Source organism: Streptomyces mutabilis (assembly GCF_014649815.1).
GTDB classification, from domain to species: Bacteria; Actinomycetota; Actinomycetes; order Streptomycetales; family Streptomycetaceae; genus Streptomyces; species Streptomyces mutabilis.
In genome coordinates, this window is record NZ_BMTT01000014.1 from 39,205 (window position 1) to 56,881 (window position 17,677).

At 71.8% G+C, this 17,677-nt stretch carries 16 protein-coding genes and 1 pseudogene; 9 read left to right on the top strand and 8 right to left on the bottom strand.

Features of this window, described 5'->3' with window-relative positions; translation table 11 throughout:
• Positions 1–58 precede the first annotated feature (58 nt).
• From yczE to IE142_RS25295, 4 genes are all read left to right on the top strand, one after another.
• A complete protein-coding gene (gene yczE, locus IE142_RS25280) occupies positions 59–757 on the top strand; it encodes a membrane protein YczE (RefSeq protein ID WP_191887893.1) in 699 nt (232 codons plus the stop codon).
• Positions 754–1,530 (top strand): glycerophosphodiester phosphodiesterase family protein, encoded by a 777-nt coding sequence (locus tag IE142_RS25285; RefSeq protein ID WP_191887894.1) that lies wholly within the window; start codon positions 754–756, stop codon positions 1,528–1,530. Before yczE ends, IE142_RS25285 begins: the two co-directional genes overlap by 4 nt.
• A 57-nt stretch (positions 1,531–1,587) precedes the next feature.
• Positions 1,588–2,937, top strand: a complete 1,350-nt coding sequence (locus IE142_RS25290; protein ID WP_191887895.1) for an MFS transporter — start codon at positions 1,588–1,590, stop codon at positions 2,935–2,937.
• Between the two features lie 278 nt (positions 2,938–3,215).
• Positions 3,216–3,590 carry an RNA polymerase-binding protein RbpA gene (locus IE142_RS25295; protein ID WP_003977404.1) on the top strand — a complete coding sequence of 125 codons (375 nt, stop codon included), beginning with the start codon at positions 3,216–3,218 and terminating at the stop codon, positions 3,588–3,590.
• Between the two features lie 128 nt (positions 3,591–3,718).
• Here the strand turns inward: IE142_RS25295 and fxsA are convergent, their stop codons facing one another.
• From fxsA to IE142_RS25315, 4 genes are all read right to left on the bottom strand, one after another.
• Positions 3,719–4,297: an FxsA family membrane protein gene (gene fxsA, locus IE142_RS25300; RefSeq protein ID WP_191887896.1), complete on the bottom strand. Its 579-nt coding sequence runs from the start codon at positions 4,295–4,297 to the stop codon at positions 3,719–3,721.
• Between the two features lie 95 nt (positions 4,298–4,392).
• On the bottom strand, positions 4,393–5,271 hold the full coding sequence (locus IE142_RS25305) for a polyprenol monophosphomannose synthase (RefSeq protein ID WP_229830875.1): 879 nt from the start codon (positions 5,269–5,271) through the stop codon (positions 4,393–4,395).
• 525 nt (positions 5,272–5,796) lie between these two features.
• Positions 5,797–7,401 carry an amidohydrolase gene (locus tag IE142_RS25310; protein WP_191887897.1) on the bottom strand — a complete coding sequence of 535 codons (1,605 nt, stop codon included), beginning with the start codon at positions 7,399–7,401 and terminating at the stop codon, positions 5,797–5,799.
• Positions 7,402–7,551: 150 nt separating this feature from the next.
• Complete coding sequence (locus tag IE142_RS25315; protein ID WP_043375238.1) at positions 7,552–7,992, bottom strand: Lrp/AsnC family transcriptional regulator; 441 nt, start codon at positions 7,990–7,992, stop codon at positions 7,552–7,554.
• A 263-nt stretch (positions 7,993–8,255) separates the two neighbouring features.
• Between IE142_RS25315 and IE142_RS25320 the strand changes: the two genes are divergently transcribed.
• Complete coding sequence (locus tag IE142_RS25320; protein WP_191887898.1) at positions 8,256–8,693, top strand: hypothetical protein; 438 nt, start codon at positions 8,256–8,258, stop codon at positions 8,691–8,693.
• 236 nt (positions 8,694–8,929) lie between these two features.
• Complete coding sequence (locus IE142_RS36965; protein ID WP_229830877.1) at positions 8,930–9,211, top strand: hypothetical protein; 282 nt, start codon at positions 8,930–8,932, stop codon at positions 9,209–9,211.
• On the opposite strand, the gene IE142_RS25325 is transcribed toward IE142_RS36965, so the two are convergent.
• The gene (locus IE142_RS25325; protein ID WP_191887899.1) at positions 9,174–10,346 is read right to left on the bottom strand and encodes an acyl-CoA dehydrogenase family protein; all 1,173 of its coding nucleotides are present in this window, start codon (positions 10,344–10,346) and stop codon (positions 9,174–9,176) included. The two genes, IE142_RS36965 and IE142_RS25325, sit on opposite strands and share 38 nt — an antisense overlap.
• 311 nt (positions 10,347–10,657) lie before the next feature.
• Between IE142_RS25325 and IE142_RS25330 the strand changes: the two are divergent.
• A pseudogene (locus IE142_RS25330) lies at positions 10,658–11,909 on the top strand (glycoside hydrolase family 18 protein).
• Positions 11,910–11,985: 76 nt separating this feature from the next.
• On the opposite strand, the gene IE142_RS25335 reads toward IE142_RS25330, so the two are convergent.
• From IE142_RS25335 to IE142_RS25345, 3 genes are all read right to left on the bottom strand, one after another.
• Positions 11,986–12,642 carry a TetR/AcrR family transcriptional regulator gene (locus IE142_RS25335; RefSeq protein ID WP_191887900.1) on the bottom strand — a complete coding sequence of 219 codons (657 nt, stop codon included), beginning with the start codon at positions 12,640–12,642 and terminating at the stop codon, positions 11,986–11,988.
• A gap of 81 nt (positions 12,643–12,723) precedes the next feature.
• Positions 12,724–12,864, bottom strand: coding sequence for an SCO1431 family membrane protein (locus IE142_RS25340; protein ID WP_107476404.1), 141 nt, complete (start codon positions 12,862–12,864; stop codon positions 12,724–12,726).
• Positions 12,865–13,043: 179 nt separating this feature from the next.
• Entirely contained in the window at positions 13,044–14,423 is a 1,380-nt protein-coding gene (locus tag IE142_RS25345; protein ID WP_191887901.1) for a C39 family peptidase, read from the bottom strand.
• Between the two features lie 290 nt (positions 14,424–14,713).
• Here IE142_RS25345 and IE142_RS25350 point away from each other — a divergent pair, with 290 nt between their 5' ends.
• Both IE142_RS25350 and IE142_RS25355 read left to right on the top strand, forming a co-directional pair.
• Positions 14,714–15,334, top strand: coding sequence for a uridine kinase family protein (locus IE142_RS25350; protein WP_191887975.1), 621 nt, complete (start codon positions 14,714–14,716; stop codon positions 15,332–15,334).
• Positions 15,335–15,765: 431 nt separating this feature from the next.
• Positions 15,766–17,631: an AAA family ATPase gene (locus IE142_RS25355; RefSeq protein ID WP_191887976.1), complete on the top strand. Its 1,866-nt coding sequence runs from the start codon at positions 15,766–15,768 to the stop codon at positions 17,629–17,631.
• Positions 17,632–17,677: the final 46 nt, after the last annotated feature.

A 17,677-nucleotide genomic window follows, 5' to 3' on the forward strand; every position in this document is an offset into this window, starting at 1 on the left:
CAGTCCACCTTCCCCGAATTGGCCATGGTTGGCTCTTCCTCTCAAGCCACAGGGTGTCATGCAGCAGTCCACTACCACCACAGGGGGGCACGTCTTGTCCAGGCAACCCGGCCGGCGGCATCTCGCCAGGCGACTGACCCAGCTCTACGGCGGGCTCGTGCTCTACGGCGCCAGTTCCGCGCTGCTCGTCAGGTCCGGGCTGGGCCTGGAGCCGTGGAACGTGCTGCACCAGGGCCTCGCCGAGCGCACGGGCCTGTCGATGGGCGTGGTGCTGACGATCGTGGGCGCGGTGGTGCTGCTGCTGTGGATCCCGCTGCGCCAGCGGCCGGGCCTCGGCACGGTCTCGAACGTGCTGGTGATCGGCGCCGCGATGGACGCGACACTGGTTGTCGTGCCCGACACCGACGGCTGGACGCTGCGGATCGCCACGATGGCGGCGGGCATCGTCCTGAACGGAGCGGCCACCGGGCTGTACATCGCCGCACGCTTCGGCCCCGGTCCGCGCGACGGACTGATGACCGGGCTGAACCGGCACACGGGGCTGTCGGTGCGCCTGGTGCGCACGGCCGTCGAGATCACCGTCGTGGTCACGGGCTTCGCGCTGGGCGGCACGGTCGGTGTCGGCACGATTCTCTACGCCGTGTCGATCGGCCCGCTCGCTCAGGTGTTCCTGCGCGTGTTCGCCGTCCCGGCGGCATCCGACGGCAGCACGGTGGTTGCCGCCGGTCAACCCGGGCGCTCGATACTGCGCCGGTGACCACCCCGACGCGCCACCCCCGCCATCCCTACCTGGACCACCCCGGACCGATCCCCTTCGCCCACCGGGGCGGTGCGGCGGACGGCCTGGAGAACACGCTGCGGCAGTTCCGGCGCGCGGTCGAGGCGGGTTACCGGTACATCGAGACCGACGTCCACGCCACGCGGGACGGGAAGCTGGTGGCCTTCCACGACGCGACCCTGGACCGGGTGACGGACGGAGCCGGGCGGATCGCCGACCTGCCGTGGGAGCGGGTGCGCCGCGCGCGCGTGGCCGGCGAGGAGCCGGTGCCGCTGTTCGAGGAGCTCCTGGAGGCGTTCCCCGACGTGCGCTGGAACATCGACGTGAAGGCGGAGCCCGCGCTGCTGCCCCTGCTGGACCTGATCGGGCGGACGGACTCCTGGGACCGGATCTGCGTCGGCTCCTTCTCGGAAGCGCGGGTGGTGCGTGCCCAGCGCCTGGCCGGTCCGCGCCTGGCCACCTCGTACGGCACCAGGGGCGTCCTCAACCTGAGGCTGCGCTCCTGGGGCGTCCCGGCGGCGCTGCGCCGCTCGGCGGTGGCCGCGCAGGTGCCCGAGACCCAGTCGGGCATCCAGGTGGTGGACCGGCGATTCGTCCGCGCCGCCCACGCGCGCGGACTGCAGGTTCACGTCTGGACGGTGAACGATCCCGAGCGCATGCACCGGCTCCTGGACCTGGGAGTGGATGGCATCATGACCGATCACATCGACACACTGCGCAAGGTCATGGAGGACCGCGGCGTCTGGGTCTGAGGATCCCGGCGCGGCCCCGGGGGCGGTGCGCGTGCACGGGGAAGCGAGGGGGCACGGGTGGGCACCGACACCCTGCGGACGGACGCGGCCGACGGGGCCGACGGCCGCCGGCGTGAACAGCGCGGCTGGTATTTCTACGACTGGGCGTGCTCGGTCTACTCGACGAGCGTGCTCACCGTGTTCCTGGGGCCCTATCTGACCTCGGTCGCGGAGTCGGCGGCGGACGCGGACGGATACGTGCACCCGCTGGGCATACCCGTGCGCGCCGGATCGTTCTTCGCCTACTCGGTGTCCCTGTCGGTGATCGTGGCGGTACTGGTGATGCCCCTGGTGGGCGCCGCCGCCGACCGCACGGGCCGCAAGAAGCCGCTGCTGGCGGCAGCCGCGTACACCGGGGCGGCGGCGACGACCGCCATGTTCTTCCTCGACGGCGACCGCTACCTCCTGGGCGGTCTGCTCCTGGTGGTCGCCAACGCCGCCCAGTCCGTGGCGATGATGCTCTACAACTCCTACCTCCCCCAGATCGCCCCGCCCGAGGAACGCGACGCGGTCTCCTCGCGCGGCTGGGCCTTCGGTTACGCGGCCGGTGCGTTGGCCCTGGTCGCGAACCTGATCCTCTACACCGCGCATGACTCCTTCGGGCTGTCCGAGAGCGCGGCGGTCCGCATCTGCCTGGCCTCCGCCGGACTGTGGTGGGGCGCCTTCGCGCTCATCCCGCTGCGGCGGCTGCGCGACCGCCGCGCTCCGGCCAGGGAGGGCTCGGCACTGCCCGGGTTCCGCCAGCTCGCCGCGACCGTCCGCGACATGCGGCGCCACCCGTTCACGCTGGCCTTCCTGCTGGCATACCTCGTCTACAACGACGGCATCCAGACGGTGATCTCCCAGGCGTCCGTCTACGGCTCCGAGGAACTGGGCCTGGGTCAGTCCACGCTCATCGTGGCGGTACTGCTGGTCCAGGTGCTCGCGGTGGCGGGCGCACTGGCGCTGGGCCGGCTCGCCCGGACGTACGGGGCCAAGCGCACGGTCCTCGGGTCGCTGGTCGCCTGGACCGTCACCCTCGCGGCCGGGTACGTACTGCCGGCCGGGGAGCCGGTGTGGTTCTTCGTACTGGCCGCCGGCATCGGACTGGTCCTCGGCGGCAGTCAGGCGCTGTCCCGCTCCTTGTTCTCCCACCTGGTCCCGCCCGGCAAGGAGGCCGAGTACTTCGCCGCGTACGAGCTGAGCGACCGCGGGATGAGCTGGCTGGGGCCGCTGCTGTTCGGGCTCACCTACCAGCTGACCGGAAGCTACCGCGACGCGATCATCTCGCTGGTGGCCTTCTTCGTCATCGGTTTCGTGCTCCTCGCGCGGGTGCCGGTGCGGCGGGCGATCGGCGACGCGGGCAATCCGGTACCCGCAAGGATTTAGCACTCGGCGCGAAAGGGCTGTAGTGTACGCGTTTGGCCTGCCAGGCGTACCGTTACTGCGCGTCAAAGGTGCCGAAACGCTATGTCGCATCTGCCAGCAGAGGTGACAAACCGGACGTCGGCGGGTACTGCACTGGTTGCAAGGCTGCGACTGCGACGGCGACGCAGACGCCCGGATCGGGAGTCGGGACGGGAATCTTTACCGCCGCCCGGACGTTGACCGGATGACGACGACAGCGACACCTGTCCTGTGGGCGACAAGCCCGGGAGGCACGATTCATGAGTGAGCGAGCTCTTCGCGGCACGCGCCTCGTGGTGACCAGCTACGAGACGGACCGCGGTATCGACCTGGCCCCGCGCCAGGCCGTGGAGTACGCATGCGAGAAGGGGCATCGATTCGAGATGCCCTTCTCGGTCGAGGCGGAGATCCCGCCGGAGTGGGAGTGCAAGGTCTGCGGGGCCCAGGCACTCCTGGTGGACGGCGACGGCCCTGAGGAGAAGAAGGCCAAGCCCGCGCGTACGCACTGGGACATGCTGATGGAGCGGCGCACCCGCGAGGAGCTCGAAGAGGTCCTCGAGGAACGGCTGGCCGTTCTGCGCTCCGGCGCGATGAACATCGCGGTGCACCCGCGAGACAGCCGCAAGAGCGCCTGACATGGTGCGTAACGGGAAACCGTAGGCGACACAGATCGAACACCGCGGGTGCCGTACGTGGATCTCACGTACGGCACCCGCGGTTTCGGTGTGTCCGCGGCAGCGCGACGGCCGTCGCGCGGAGCCGCTCAGTGCGTCAACGGCGGGCGGGGGTCCTGCGAGGCGTCGCCAGGCTCGTCCCGTATGACCTCGCCCTGGACGACCTTGCCGTCCGGCTGGTGCATGCGGGCCTGCCGGAAGGCGTCACCCAGCGTGCCCGGGCCCGCCTCGCGGAGCTTGCGCTCCACCGTCCGCTCCGCGTAGCGGCTCACGGCCTTCTGCACCGGGGGCAGCAGCATCAGCAGGCCCAGCGCGTCCGAGATCAGGCCGGGGATGATGAGAAGCAGTCCGCCCAGCATCATCAGGCCGTTGCCCTCGCTGTTGCCGGTGGGCCGGGCTCCGGGCACGGGACCGGACTGCTGCTGTCGCACGGTCTCCTGGAGATTGCGGAAGGCCCGGCGACCCGCCGCCTTGATCACTACGGAACCGAGGACGACGCCCGCCACCAGCACCAGGAAGACCACGAACCCGCTGGAGGCGCCCGCGACCACGGTCAGCAGCCAGATCTCCAGCACGAGCCACGCGGCGAGGCCCAGCGGCAGGTACGTACGCAGCTTGGAACGCGGGGGCCGGGCGGGGGACCTGGGGGTCTGAGCGCCAGTCGTCATGCTCCCAGTGTGCCTGGTCACGGCTCAGCTCGGCATAAGGGGACGACCAGGCCGTCTGTCAGTCAGGCTCTTCGCCGATCAGGCGCTCTCGCCGGTCAGGCCTTCTCGTCGGTCGCCCGTGTCGACTGGTCGCCCGGCTCGACGACCGACGCTCCGGCCGCAGGCGCGTCCACCGGCCGGTCGGGCTGCACGTCGCGGCCCAGGACCTTGCCGACCCGCTCCCCCACGCCCCACGTGGTGACCCGCCAGAGCGCCTCCACGAGGATGTCCCGGCTCATCTTGGAGTCACCGTGCTCGCGCTCGACGAACGTGATCGGCACTTCTACGACGTGGTAACCGGCCTTGATGGCCCGGCGGGCGAGGTCGACCTGGAAGCAGTAGCCCTGGGAGGCGACCTCCTCCAGGCCGAGCCCTTCCAGCGTCTCGCGCCGGAAGGCCCGGTAGCCGCCGGTGATGTCCCGCAGCGGCAAGTCGAGTGCGAGGCGCGAGTACATGCTGCCGCCGCGGGAGATGAACTCGCGGGACTTGGGCCAGTTCACCACCCGGCCGCCGGGCACCCAGCGGGAGCCGAGCACCAGGTCGGCCCCCTTGAGCGCCGTCAGCAGGCGGGGCAGTTCCTCGGGCTGGTGGGAACCGTCGGCGTCCATCTCGATCAGCACGCCGTAGCCGTGCTCCAGGCCCCAGCGGAAGCCGGCGAGGTAGGCGGCACCCAGCCCTTCCTTGCCCTTGCGGTGCAGGACCTGGACGCGGTCGTCCTCGGCGGCCAGCTCGTCGGCGAGCTTGCCGGTGCCGTCGGGGCTGTTGTCGTCGGCCACGAGGACGTGCGCCTCGGGAACCGCCTCGCGCACGCGCGCGACGATCGCCTTGATGTTCTCCGCCTCGTTGTAGGTCGGGATGATCACCAAAGCCGTGCCCAGGGGACCGAACCGCCTCCCCTGCCCCGCCGCTGCGGGCGTCCCGTCGCCGTCGTTCACCGCTGCCCCTTCGTGTCCGTACGCAGAGGACCACCATAATGGCCGCGGCCTGCGGTGACGTGACAGGACGTCCGCAAGGGGTGTCGTTTCCCCGGAAGCGGGGTAGGGATTGGCGATTCGGGACCGTTTGCGCGGCGGATGGGGGCCCGGCGCCCTTCGGGCCGACCCGGGACCCGCCGGCTGCGGGTCGACCTAGGCCGTTGTCTACTGAACGCCCGGGCCCCACCCGGGTCACACCTCCCGACCGACGGGAACGTTCCGTCGTCGCGGCGCGAGCGCTGAGCCTGGCTCCCAGTGACGGTGCCCCTGTGCGGCACACCGTCCCTGACCCAGCGGCGCCGCGACGCGCGCGCGGAGGATTCCCCGGTCGGGCGTCCGGTGGTGGACTCGGCCGAACCTACCGGCCCCCCGCCGTCGCCTGTCAACAGTCGTTCGACCTGCGGCTTCCCTGCCAATGCCCAGGTCAGCGCGGAGGATGCGCAGGTCGCGGGCGGGAGAAGATCATCGCCCCGTCGGCCGCGTGGATCACTCGCCCGGCCGTACGAACACCGTCCGGCCGCCCACCACGGTACGCAGACAGACGGGCAGGTCACCGCCCGGGGACAGGTCGGGCAGACCCGGGGTGCCGGAGCGGGGATCGGTCGACCAGCGGGCCACCCGGTCGTCGGGGGCCTGGACGACGAGCTCGCCAGTGCGCCACACGGCGTAGTCGGCGGGTGCGCCCGGTACCAGGAGACCCGCGTCGTCGCGACCGACCGCCCGCCAGCCGCCGCGCGTGTGCGCGGCGAAGGCCGCGCGGACGGAGATCCGGTGCTCGGGCGTGCGGTGGAAGGCGGCGGCCCGGACGGTGCCCCACGGGTCGAGGGGCGTGACCGGGCTGTCGGAGCCGAAGGCGAGCGGGACCCCGGCGCGCACCAGGGCCGCGAAGGGATTGAGGGTGCGGGCCCGTTCGGCGCCCAGGCGCTGTGCGTACATGCCGTCCTCGCCACCCCACAGGGCGTCGAAGGCGGGCTGGACGGAAGCGGTCAGGCCCAGCTCGGCGAAGGCCGCGACGGTCTCGGGAGTCATCATCTCCGCGTGCTCGACGCGGTGGCGGGCGGCGCGGACCCGGGCGAGGCCGACCTTGTCGGCGGCGGCGCGCACGCCCTGGACCACGGCGGTGACGGCGGCGTCACCGATGGCGTGGAAGCCCGCCTGGAGACCGGCCTCCGTGCAGGCGACGACGTGCGCCGCGACGGCGGCGGCGTCCAGATAGGCGGTGCCGGTGTGGTCGGCGTCGGCGTACGGCTGGTGGAGGCAGGCGGTGTGCGAGCCGAGGGCGCCGTCGAGGAAGAGGTCGCCGGCGGCGCCGACCGCGCCCAGCTCCCGCGCCTTGTCGACGTCCTGTTCGGCCCAGTAGCCGATCACGCGCGGGCCGGTCCCCTCGGCCGCCAGTCGCAGCAGTCCCGTGAGGTCGTCCTCGGAGGAGATCTCCGGGCCCGCGCACTCGTGAACGGTGCCGATGCCGAGGGAGGCGGCGTGCGCGAGGGCGGCGCGCTGGGCCTCGGTGCGCTGCGCGTAGGCGACCGCACCGAGGGCCGCGGCGCGCACGGCGTGGTGGGCGTCGGCGGTGAGGGGGCCGTCCACGCGAATGACGTCACCGGGGACCAGGTCGAGCAGGGCGGTGGTGACAACGGCCGAGTGGACGTCGATACGGCTGAGGTAGAGGGGACGGCCACCGGTGGCCGCGTCCAGCTCGGCGCGGGTCGGGGGCTGCCTGTCGGGCCACCGGGAGGCGTCCCAGCCGTGGCCGAGGAGCACCCGGTCGTCGGGGCGCGTCGCCGCGAAGTCTTGTACGAGGGCGAGGGCGGCCTCCCGGGTGGGGGCGCCGGACAGGTCCAGGCCGGTAAGGGCGAGGCCGGTCGACGTGGTGTGCACGTGTGCGTCGGTGAACGCCGGAGTGACCAGGGCACCGTCCAGGTCGATCACCTCGTCCACGCCGTCCGCGAAGGCGTCGGCGGCGCCCTCGGAGCCGACCCAGGCGACCTGGCCGCGTTCGACGACCATCGCCGTCGCGAAGGGGTCGGCGGGACTGTGGACCTCGCCGCGGCGCAGCAGAACGGTCGTGGACGGGGTGGTGGTCTCACTCATGGACACCAGTCTCACCCCTCGCGGGGCGCGCCCGGCACGCAGGTCACCCCGGTACGGGGCACGGGCACGGGCACCCCGGCCCGGTCGGCGCCGACGCGGACGGGACCGGTACGCGCCCGTCGAATTCGGGGCCCGTGGGACCGAGAGCCGTCAGATCCGAGGCGGCCGGGCCTCGTACGGCGTGGACAGCACCACGGTGGTCCGGGTCGAGACACCGGCCAGGGAGCGCACTCGGGCGAGGAGGTTCTCCAGCTCGTGCGGGGTCGACACACGTACCTTGAGGATGTAGTTCTCGTCGCCCGCCACGCTGTGGCAGGCCTCGATCTCCGGGACGCCCGCCAGGCGGTCCGCGATGTCGTCGGGAGCGCTGGGGTCGAACGGTTTCACGGAGATGAAGGCGGTCATGGGCAGCCCGACCGCCTCCGGGTCGACCACCGCGGCGTAACCGCGGATGACACCGCGCTGCTCCAGCCGCCGCACCCGCTGGTGCACGGCCGACGTGGACAGGCCCGTGGCCTTGCCCAGGTCCGTGTAGCTCATCCGCCCGTCCTTGACGAGCAGCTGCACGATCTGTCGATCCAGCTCCTCCATGGCGCAAGAACCTACAGTGCGGTTGATCTCCTCGGATACCCGAGCACTCCGGGTCATGCCCGGTTCGTGATGTGACGGGGAGTCGGGCGGCAACGGGGCGGCGACACACCGTCCGGGGCACCTGGGAGCACCGTGTGACGAATACCACACCATCCGGACGGTCTCCGTGATGTTCTCGTGATTACCCCGAAGGGGGGACGGGAAGTGCTTGCTGTGGTCGAGGCCGCAGTGCCGTCACGGCCCAGCCCGAGGGGGAGAATCCCATGCAGAGTGTTAAGCGCCCTGGTCGCACCGCGCCCAAGCGGCAGCAGCCGGTCGTCGAGCCCGTATCGGAGGGCGTCGAACCCGACGCCTTCGACGACGAGGAACTCGACACCTACGACACCTTCGAGATGTACCGGGTGATCTGCCCGGACTGCGCGCAGCCGATCGCGCTGCTGGCGGACGAGGAGGAACTGCCGGAGCACGCGCTGTGTGCCTCGCCGTGGAACCCGTTCGGGCTCACGGTCTGCGCGGGCACCGGCCGCAGGGCCGCCGAGGCCCGCCCGGCGGACGAGTCCTTCCGGCCCCACGAGCAGGACACCGCCCTGCTGTTGACGCTCCCCCAGGGCCTCGACTGGCGGACGCAGCCCTTCTCCCACGTCGGCGGCCCGGGCTCGCGCCCGATGCGGGTGCCGGCGATGCGGCGCGAGGCGGCCTAGGACACGGTTCCGGCCGGAACAGGGTTCGGTCCGGAACATCGTTCGGCCCAGGACACGGTTCGGCCCGGGACACGGACGATCCAGGACAGGGGTTCCGGCGCGCCGCCGCAGCAGCCGGGCGGGCGGCCGTACGTCGGAGAGGGCGCAGCAAGGGCGGATCGGTACCGGACGCCCGCGAACTCACTCTCGATTTCGCGGGACGGTGACCTGTACCCACATTGCCGCGTTGACCTGATATGACCCCCACGTACTCGGCGACCGGGCCTCGGCGCCGCGGGTTCGTCCCGGTGCCCGCCGGTCCGGTTCCGCCGGCTCCGCAGCTCCCGGACCCGCCGATCTACCGTGAGCTGATGCGCACCTGGGCCGACCGCGGCCGGACCCTGCCGGGCCGCGATGACCCCGAGTGGGTGAGGCTCGCGGCACCCCCGCGCGATCTCGGGGGGTTCTTCACCACCGGTGGCTTCCGTGTCACCGGGGACCTCAGCGTCCCTCGGGACCCGCGAGATGACGGGCGATGACCATCCGCTGGATCTGGTTGGTGCCCTCGACGATCTGCAACACCTTCGCCTCGCGCATATAGCGCTCGGCCGGGAAGTCCGCGGTGTATCCGTAACCGCCGAGGATCTGCACGGCGTCCGTGGTGACCCGCATCGCCGTGTCGGTGCAGTGCAGTTTGGCCATGGCCGCCTGCTTGGCGAACGGCAACCCGGCGTCGCGCAGCCGTGCCGCTGTCAGGTACAGGGCGCGGCCGGCCTCGATCTGGGTCGCCATGTCGGCGAGCATGAAGCGCAGCCCCTGGAAGTCGGCGATCGGCCTGCCGAACTGCCGCCGCTGCGCCACGTACGACAGGGCCTCGTCGAGCGCCGCCTGGGCCACGCCGACGGCGCAGGCCGCGATGCCGAGTCGCCCGGAGTCGAGCGCGGACAGGGCGATCGCGAAGCCCTGGCCCTCGTCGCCGATGCGCCGGGCGTCGGAAACCCGCACGCCGTCGAGGTGGACCTGCGCGGTGGGCGAGCCCTTGAGCCCCATCTTCCTCTCCGGCACGGCTGCGCTCAGCCCCTCGGCGTCACCGGGGACCAGGAAGGCGGTGATGCCGCGCGGACCGTCCTCCCCCGTACGCGCCATGACCGTGTAGAAGTCGGCGATGCCACCGTGCGTGATCCACGCCTTGGTGCCGTCGATCACCCAGTCGTCGCCCTCCCGCACCGCCTTGGTACGCAGGGAAGCCGCGTCCGAGCCGGAGGCGGGCTCGGAGAGACAGTAGGCGCCGAGCAGGCCGCCGCCGAGCATCGCGGGCAGGTGCTCGGCCTGCTGCTCCTTGGTGCCGTAGGCGGCGAGCGCGTAGGAGGCGAGGGAGTGGACGCTGACGCCGAGGCCGACCGTGAGGCGGGCCGCGGCGAGCTCTTCGAGGACCTGGAGGTACACCTCGTACGGCTGGTCACCGCCGCCGTGCTCGGCGTCGTAGACCAGGCCGAGCAGGCCGGATTCGGAGAGCAGGGCGAAGACCTCGCGCGGGAAGCGTCCCGCGTCCTCCTCCTCGGCCGCGGCCGGGACGATCTCACGCTGCGCGATCTCGCGGACGAGTGAGATCAGGTCCCGTGCCTCGTCCGTGGGCAGTTGCCGGTCCACCGGCTGCGGGGCGCGGTCGGGCATGGCGACGCTCTCCTCCCTGTCGGGCACATCGGCGGACGTGCGCCTTGGGTGGAGGCGCTCCCGCCGGCTCTGTTCGGCCTGGCCGATGCTCGCACTCCCGGGTCGCGGGAGCGGTTGACCAGCGGCTGTGCGCTGTGAGTATGCCCGATCGGAGGCATGGCGTCACCAGTTAACGACCGCTTACTTCAAGAAGGTGCCCGGCGACTCCCGAAGAGCCGTGTCCCGCCACCCGGACACGAAGTTGTTCCGAACCATTGACCCGACTGGTCTAGTCCTTCTACGGTGACGGCCCGAACGCCCTTACCGCGTTCATGTCAATCGGAGCGCGTTCCCTCCGGACGCTCCTCTCCGCGCTGTGTGCCGCCGCCCTCGGCGCGGGACTGCCGGCCGGCGCCGGCCGGACCGCGGCCGGCGCCGGCGGCGCCCGGCACGCAGACCGCGCGGACCTCACAGGTCGCGGTCGGCTCGAAGGTCGTCGGCTACTTCACCGAATGGGGCACCTACGACCGCAAGTACCACGTCAAGAACATCGAGACGTCCGGCTCCGGTGCCGAGTTGACCCACATCAACTACGCGTTCGGCAACGTCACCGGCGGCAAGTGCGCCATGGGTGACGCCTACGCGGCCACCGACCGGGCGTACACCGCCGCCGAGTCCGTCGACGGGGCCGCCGACACCTGGGACCAGCCGCTGCGCGGCAACTTCAACCAGCTGCTCAAGCTGAAGAAGCAGCACCCCGACCTCGAAATCCTCTGGTCCTTCGGCGGCTGGTCCTGGTCCGGCGGCTTCGCCGAGGCCGCGAGGAACCCGGCCGCCTTCGCCCGGTCCTGCCACGACCTGGTCGAGAACTCCAGGTGGGCCGACGTCTTCGACGGTATCGACATCAACTGGGAGTACCCGAATGCCTGCGGGCTGACCTGCGACACCAGCGGCCGGGAGGCCTTCCCGGAACTGATGAAGGCCCTGCGTGCCGAATTCGGCTCGGACTACCTGGTCACCGCGGCGATCACGGCCGACGCGACGTCGGGTGGCAAGATCGACGCGGCCGACTACGCGGGCGCGGCCCAGTACGTCGACTGGTACAACCCGATGACGTACGACTTCTTCGGCGCCTGGGACGCCGTCGGCCCGACCGCCCCGCACTCGCCACTGACCTCGTACTCCGGCATCCCCAAGGCGGGCTACCACACCTCCACGACGATCGCGAAGCTCAAGGGACTCGGCATTCCGCCCTCGAAGCTGCTGCTCGGCCTCGACTTCTACGGCCGCGGCTGGACCGGCGTCACGCAGGCGGAGCCCGGCGGCACCGCGACCGGCCCGGCCAAGGGCACGTACGAGAACGGCATCGAGGACTACAAGGTGCTGAGGACCAGCTGCCCGGCGACCGGCACGGTGGCCGGCACCGCCTACGCCAAGTGCGGCGGCGACTGGTGGAGCTACGACACCCCGCAGACCATCGCGACCAAGACGGCGTACAAGAACGAGCAGGGGCTGGGCGGCACGTTCTTCTGGGAGCTGAGTGGCGACACCGCGAACGGTGAGTTGATCAAGGCGATCGACTGACCCTGTGCCACGGGGGGCGGAAGGGCGGAGGACGGCTCGGGTCTCCGCCCTTCCGTCGGTCCCGGCGGGCCTTTCGTCAGTCCCGGCGGGCGGCGGCCGGGGCCGGGTAGGCGGGGTCCAGTTCCTCGATGGCGCGCAGGGTGCCGCCGAGCGACTTCACCAGGAGGTCGCGCATGGTGTCGCGGGGCAGTTCGGGGCGGCCGATCCAGTCCAGGGTGGCGCCTTCGACGCTGCACACCCAGGCGAGCAGGCCCATGCGGGCCAGCGCACCGATGTCCGAGCGCCCGTACGCGCCCTCGGCTATGGTGACGACGATCGACTCACGCACCCCGTCCCGGACGGCGTGCACCTCGGCGTCGAAGCCGACGCCACCGCTGACGATCGTGCGGTAGGCGGCCTGGTGGTGTTCGGCGTAGCGCAGGTAGCCGTCGATGGTGCGGTGGACGCGGTCCACCTGCGGCAGTTCGGTACCGCCCGCGGCTGTGATGACCAGGTCTGCGACGGAGTCCTGGATGATCGCCAGGTAGTAGCCGCGCTTGGACTGGAAGTAGTAGTAGATCAGCCCCTTGGCGACATGCGCCTGACGGGCGATGTCGTCCATCGACAAGGCGTCGTACGACGTGTCGGCGAACAACTTCCGCCCGATGGCGATGAGTTCGGCGCGGCGTGCCAGCGAGCGCTCGGTGCCGCGCGCCCGGGGACGGACGTCGGCGCACTGTTGACTGATATTCAAATTCGTCCCTGGTCTCCTACGGGGGCAGGACACCCGTAGTATGGCAGGTCGGATGGTGGGACAGGTCACATGAGGGTTACGTCACAGCAGGCCCAGCTGGACCACGAACATCGCGAGCACCACGACGAGGGTCCAGCCCATGACGTGCTCGAGGATCTTCGGACCGTCGTCCTTGGGGCCGCCGGTACGGACGCGGGCGGCGGTGGCGCTGTGTGCGGTCATGGCTCCTCGCTGACCTCGGACGTGCGGTGGACTCCCCCGGCGCCCCCTGTCGGGACTCCGTCGGCCCGCTCCCCCGGGAACTCTGTCCACCTTGCCACCGTGAGCGGCTTTTGCGGCGGAGACGTTGGTCACAGCGAGGCCCCCGGCAGCCGTGCCGGGGGCCGTCGTCAGGGCGGCGATCAGCGCACGCCCACCGCCGCGAGCGCCTTGCGCTGGCGCGGGCTGGGGCGCGCGGGGAAGTACAGGTAGCAGACGCCGCCGGTTCCAGAGACGACCTTGCCGTTGGCGTTGTACCGCTTGGTCCTGAGCCAGATGTTCTCCCACTCGCGCCGCTTGTAGACCCGGCGCACGGCCTCGTTGTCGTCCGACGCCGGGTCGTTGGCGATCACGTCGCCGTCGGCCGTGAAGCCGATCACGGTCATCAGGTGGCCCGAGGTGCCGTAGCCGGCCCCGGTCAGTTCCTCCGCCAGGAAGGACTGGGACGTGATGGCGGGGATCCCGGCCGCGATCAGGGTCTCCAGGTCGGTGAGGGAGCCGAGGCGGGTGACCACGCCCTGGAGGTGCTTGAACGTGGCGGCGTAGGCGGCGTTGAAGGGCCAGTTGCCGCAGCCGGCGTACTGGTAGTCATAGGTGTACCGGGCCGCGTGGCAGACCTGCGGGTCGGCGTAGGAGGGGTCGACCCAGGCGAGCTGCTCCTCGGTGAGCCTGCCGCCCCAGTACTCGATGATCATCTGCGAGGAGGTGGGGCTGCACCAGGCCTCGCCGCCGTTGTCGTACTCGGGGTACTGGCCCTTGTGGATCTCCTGGGAGTAGCGCGGGACTCGCAGTTCCCGGGCGAGCCCCGGGGTGGAGGCCGGGACGGTGAAGCGGTCGGGGACGTCCGAGCCCATCACGCCGAGCCGCCACACGGTGGGCGTGGCCCTCGTGCCGGGGCGGCGGTACAGGGCGAGCCGGAGCCGGTAGGAGGCCAGGCGCAGGCCGGTGGAGGCGTCGTCGATGGAGAAGGTGTCCGTCCAGACGCTGCTCCTGCCGTCGCCCTGGTCGTCCACCGAGGTGCGCCGGATGTCCTGGTCACCGTCGCCCGCCGCCCAGCGCCCCATCACGTACCGGGGCGTTGCCGTGCCGTCGGAGTAGCTTCCCTCGAGTTCGACCTGGATCCAGGTACCGGCCGGGGTGTGCGCGTTCCAGGAGGCGACGACCTCGGTCGCGGGCACGGTGAGCCGGTGGACCGGCGAAATCCAGGTGGCGTACTCCCAGGTGGCGGTCCTGCCGGTGTGCGGATCGGTGTAGTCGGCGGTGCCCGCCGGGGCGCCGATCACGACGCCGGGGCGGTCGCCCGCGACGGGGCGGGCGCCTCGCGCGGTCCCGCAGCGCCAGTCGCGGAAGGTGGTCCAGGCGCGGTAGTCGACCTGCCGGCCGGTGGCGGGGTCGGAGTCCGCCGGGCCACCGCCCGTGCCGGGCGCGGCTTCGGCGGTGGCCGGAACCGCGCCGCCGGCCACGGCGGTGGCCACCGCGGCGGCCAGGACGGTTCTGCGGGACGGCTGTTCGGCTCTGCTCATGGGCGGAAGACCCCCAGGTGTCCGAGTCGGGCGGGTCCGTTGCACGGTCGTGGGCCAACTATGACCGCAGCCACCCGTTCCTGCCAGCACTTGTGCGCTCGCCACGCCATGAACATTGGTGCCGACCAGTGGCGCGGACCGGACCGGCGGAAGAAGAGCCGGGACCGGTCGCAGGAAAGCCGGGACCGGCCGGAGAGAAGTGGGGACCGGCCGTGGCGACGCGGTCCGATCGGACGCGATTAGAGTGCGGACGAACGCCGTCCGCCCCTTCGCGCCGCCCGGGAGCCCCGATCCACGACCTCGCAGCCCTGCTCCGCGGGCTCCCCCCTTCCTGCGGCCCCGTGCGCCTGATCGGCGTCGACGGGCATGCCGGTTCCGGGAAGTCCACGTTCGCCGGCCGGCTTGCCGCCGAACTGGACGGTGCGCCGGTGCTGCATCTCGACGACATCGCCAGTCACGACCGACTCTTCGACTGGACCGGACGGCTGCTGAGCCAGGTGATCGAGCCCTTGCGGCGCGGCGAGACAGCGCTCTACGCCCCCTACGACTGGCGGGCCCGGCGCTTCACCGCACCCCGCCCCCTGCCGCCGGCCCCGGTGGTCCTCATCGAGGGGGTGGGCGCGGGGCGGGAGGCGCTGCGCCCACATCTGGCCCGGCTGTTCTGGATGGAGTTGCCGTGCCCGGAGGCGTGGGCGCGCGGGCGGGCGCGCGACGGAGCGGAGCAGCGGACGTTCTGGGACGGGTGGATCCCGGCGGAGCGCCGGCACTTCGCCGCCGACCCGTCGCGCCCCTTCGCGCACCTTCTGGTGCGGCAGGGTGAGGAGGGGTACGAGGTACTGCCGGGGCCTGCGGGATGCGCCTCCGCACCCTGGTTCCTCACTCACGGTGACGGACCGTCCGCAATGTGCTGAACTGGTGAAGATCACCGAGTCGCAACGGGCCGGAGTGCCCCAACTGCGCTTGACCCAGGTCCCGTACAGGTCTTACGTTCTGAATGTGCGGCCGTTCGAAGCCGCCCGCGGACACGAAGCCCCCGGTTGTTCCCCCGTGATCGGGGGCTTCGTTCTGCCCTGAGCCCGTTTCCCGGCTGCTCCGTGACGCCGCCAGCTCACCCTCCGTGACGGGTCCTCGTGCGCCCCGTGCGCTCCACCTCGTGGAACGAGGGGTCCCGGCACCCTTCGGAGGGGAGACCCCCGCGGGTACGATGCCCTCGGTGCGACCCGGGGCGCGGCTGCCCACACGCACCTTGCAACTCCGGCCCGCGGCAGAGCCGTTGGTCGAGGCGGCCGCCGGGCGACGGCTCGGCGGCATACCGACGGGGGCACGGTACGTGGGGGACGGGATGGACTTCGGCACGCAGGGCCCGCAGGCCCCGGCCGACCTCGCCTGGCTGCGCGGCGTGGACGCCTACACCATGGGGGCCTATCCGCAGGCGGAGGAGGAGTTCCGGGCCGCGGTACGCATCGACCCCGCGATGGCCGACGGCTGGCTGGGCCTGCACGCGCTGCGCGTCGACACCACGAACGCCCTGCTCAGGATGTTCCGGCACCGGGAGCGCTTCGGCGAGCAGCGCGCCCGTCATCGCCGGACCCTCAACTCCTGGTACTGGCTGGGCTGGTGGGTGCAGCCCGTGCTGGAGAGTCCCCGCGACCTGCTGCTCGCGCACGCCTCCCACTGGCTGGACGGCCGCCATGTCCCGGAGCTGGACCGGGCCCTGGCCGGGCTGCCGCCCGTGGACACCGACCCTCAGGTCCGCTTCCTGCACGCCTGCCGGGCGTACCTGGTCAAGGACTGGGAGCAGCTCGTCCGGCACACCGACCCGCTGCTCGGAGATCCCCTGCTGGGCATCGAGGCCGGTCTGTTCAGCGGCATGGCCCGGGTCCGGCTGGAGATGTACGGGCAGGCCGAACCGCTGCTGTCGGCGGCCCTGATGAGGTGCCGCAGCGAGCAGCCGCAGCGCAAGGAACTGCGGTACTGGCTGGCGCGGGCGCACGAGGGCACGGGCCGCAGCGCCGCCGCGCTGCCGCTGTACCGGGCCGTGCACCGGGTCGACCCGGCCTTCATGGACACCTCGGCCCGGCTGGCCGCGATCGCCGAGGGCGACGGCTACGACGACGCCGCCGACCTCTCGGGGCAGGCGCAGGCCATCCTGGGCCCGGACGGCCTGGACGGGCCCGACGGGCTCGATCCCCTCTCCGGCGCCGAGGAGCGCGACCTGAAACTGTCCGTCCCCGAGCCCGGCCTGTCCGCCCCCCTGCCCTCTCTGACGGGACCGCAGGTGCGGCAGAAGACCGACGGGCCGGCCCCTTCGCTGCCCACCGGTCCCACCGACCCGGCGCTCTTGGAGGAGGCGCTCGCCGAACTGGAGCGCATGGTGGGGCTGGAGCCGGTGAAACGTCAGGTCAAGGCCCTGTCCGCGCAATTGAACATGGCACGCCTGAGGGCCGGACAGGGCCTGCCGGTCCAGCCGCCCAAACGTCACTTCGTCTTCTCCGGCCCCTCGGGCACCGGCAAGACCACCGTGGCCCGCATCCTGGGCCGCGTCTTCTACGCCCTCGGCCTCCTCGGCGGCGACCACCTCGTGGAGGCGCAGCGGGCCGATCTGGTCGGTGAGTACCTGGGCCAGACCGCCGTGAAGGCCAACGAACTGATCGACTCCGCGCTCGGCGGTGTCCTCTTCGTGGACGAGGCGTACTCCCTGTCCAACACCGGGTACGGCAAGGGGGACGCGTACGGCGACGAGGCGCTGCAGGTGCTGCTGAAGCGGGCCGAGGACAACCGCGACCATCTGGTGGTGATCCTGGCCGGCTACCCGGAGGGGATGGACCGGCTGCTGACGGCCAACCCGGGGCTGTCCTCCCGCTTCACCACGCGGGTCGACTTCCCGTCGTACCGGCCGCTGGAGCTCACCTCGATCGGTGAGGTCCTCGCGGCCGAGAACGGGGACGTGTGGGACGAGGAGGCGCTGGACGAGCTGCGGTCGATCGCCGGGCACGTGGTGGACCAGGGCTGGATCGACGAGTTGGGGAACGGGCGGTTCCTGCGGACGCTGTACGAGAAGAGCTGTGCGTACCGGGATCTGCGGTTGTCGGTGTACCCGGGGGTGCTGAGCCGGGACGACCTGGCGACGCTGCGGTTGCCGGATCTGATGCAGGCGTACGGGGAGGTGCTGTCGGGGCGGGGGCCGCAGGATCCGTCTTCCTTGTAGGGCACCGGTGACGGTGTGGGCCGGGGCGGGGGCGGCAGCCGGCGTG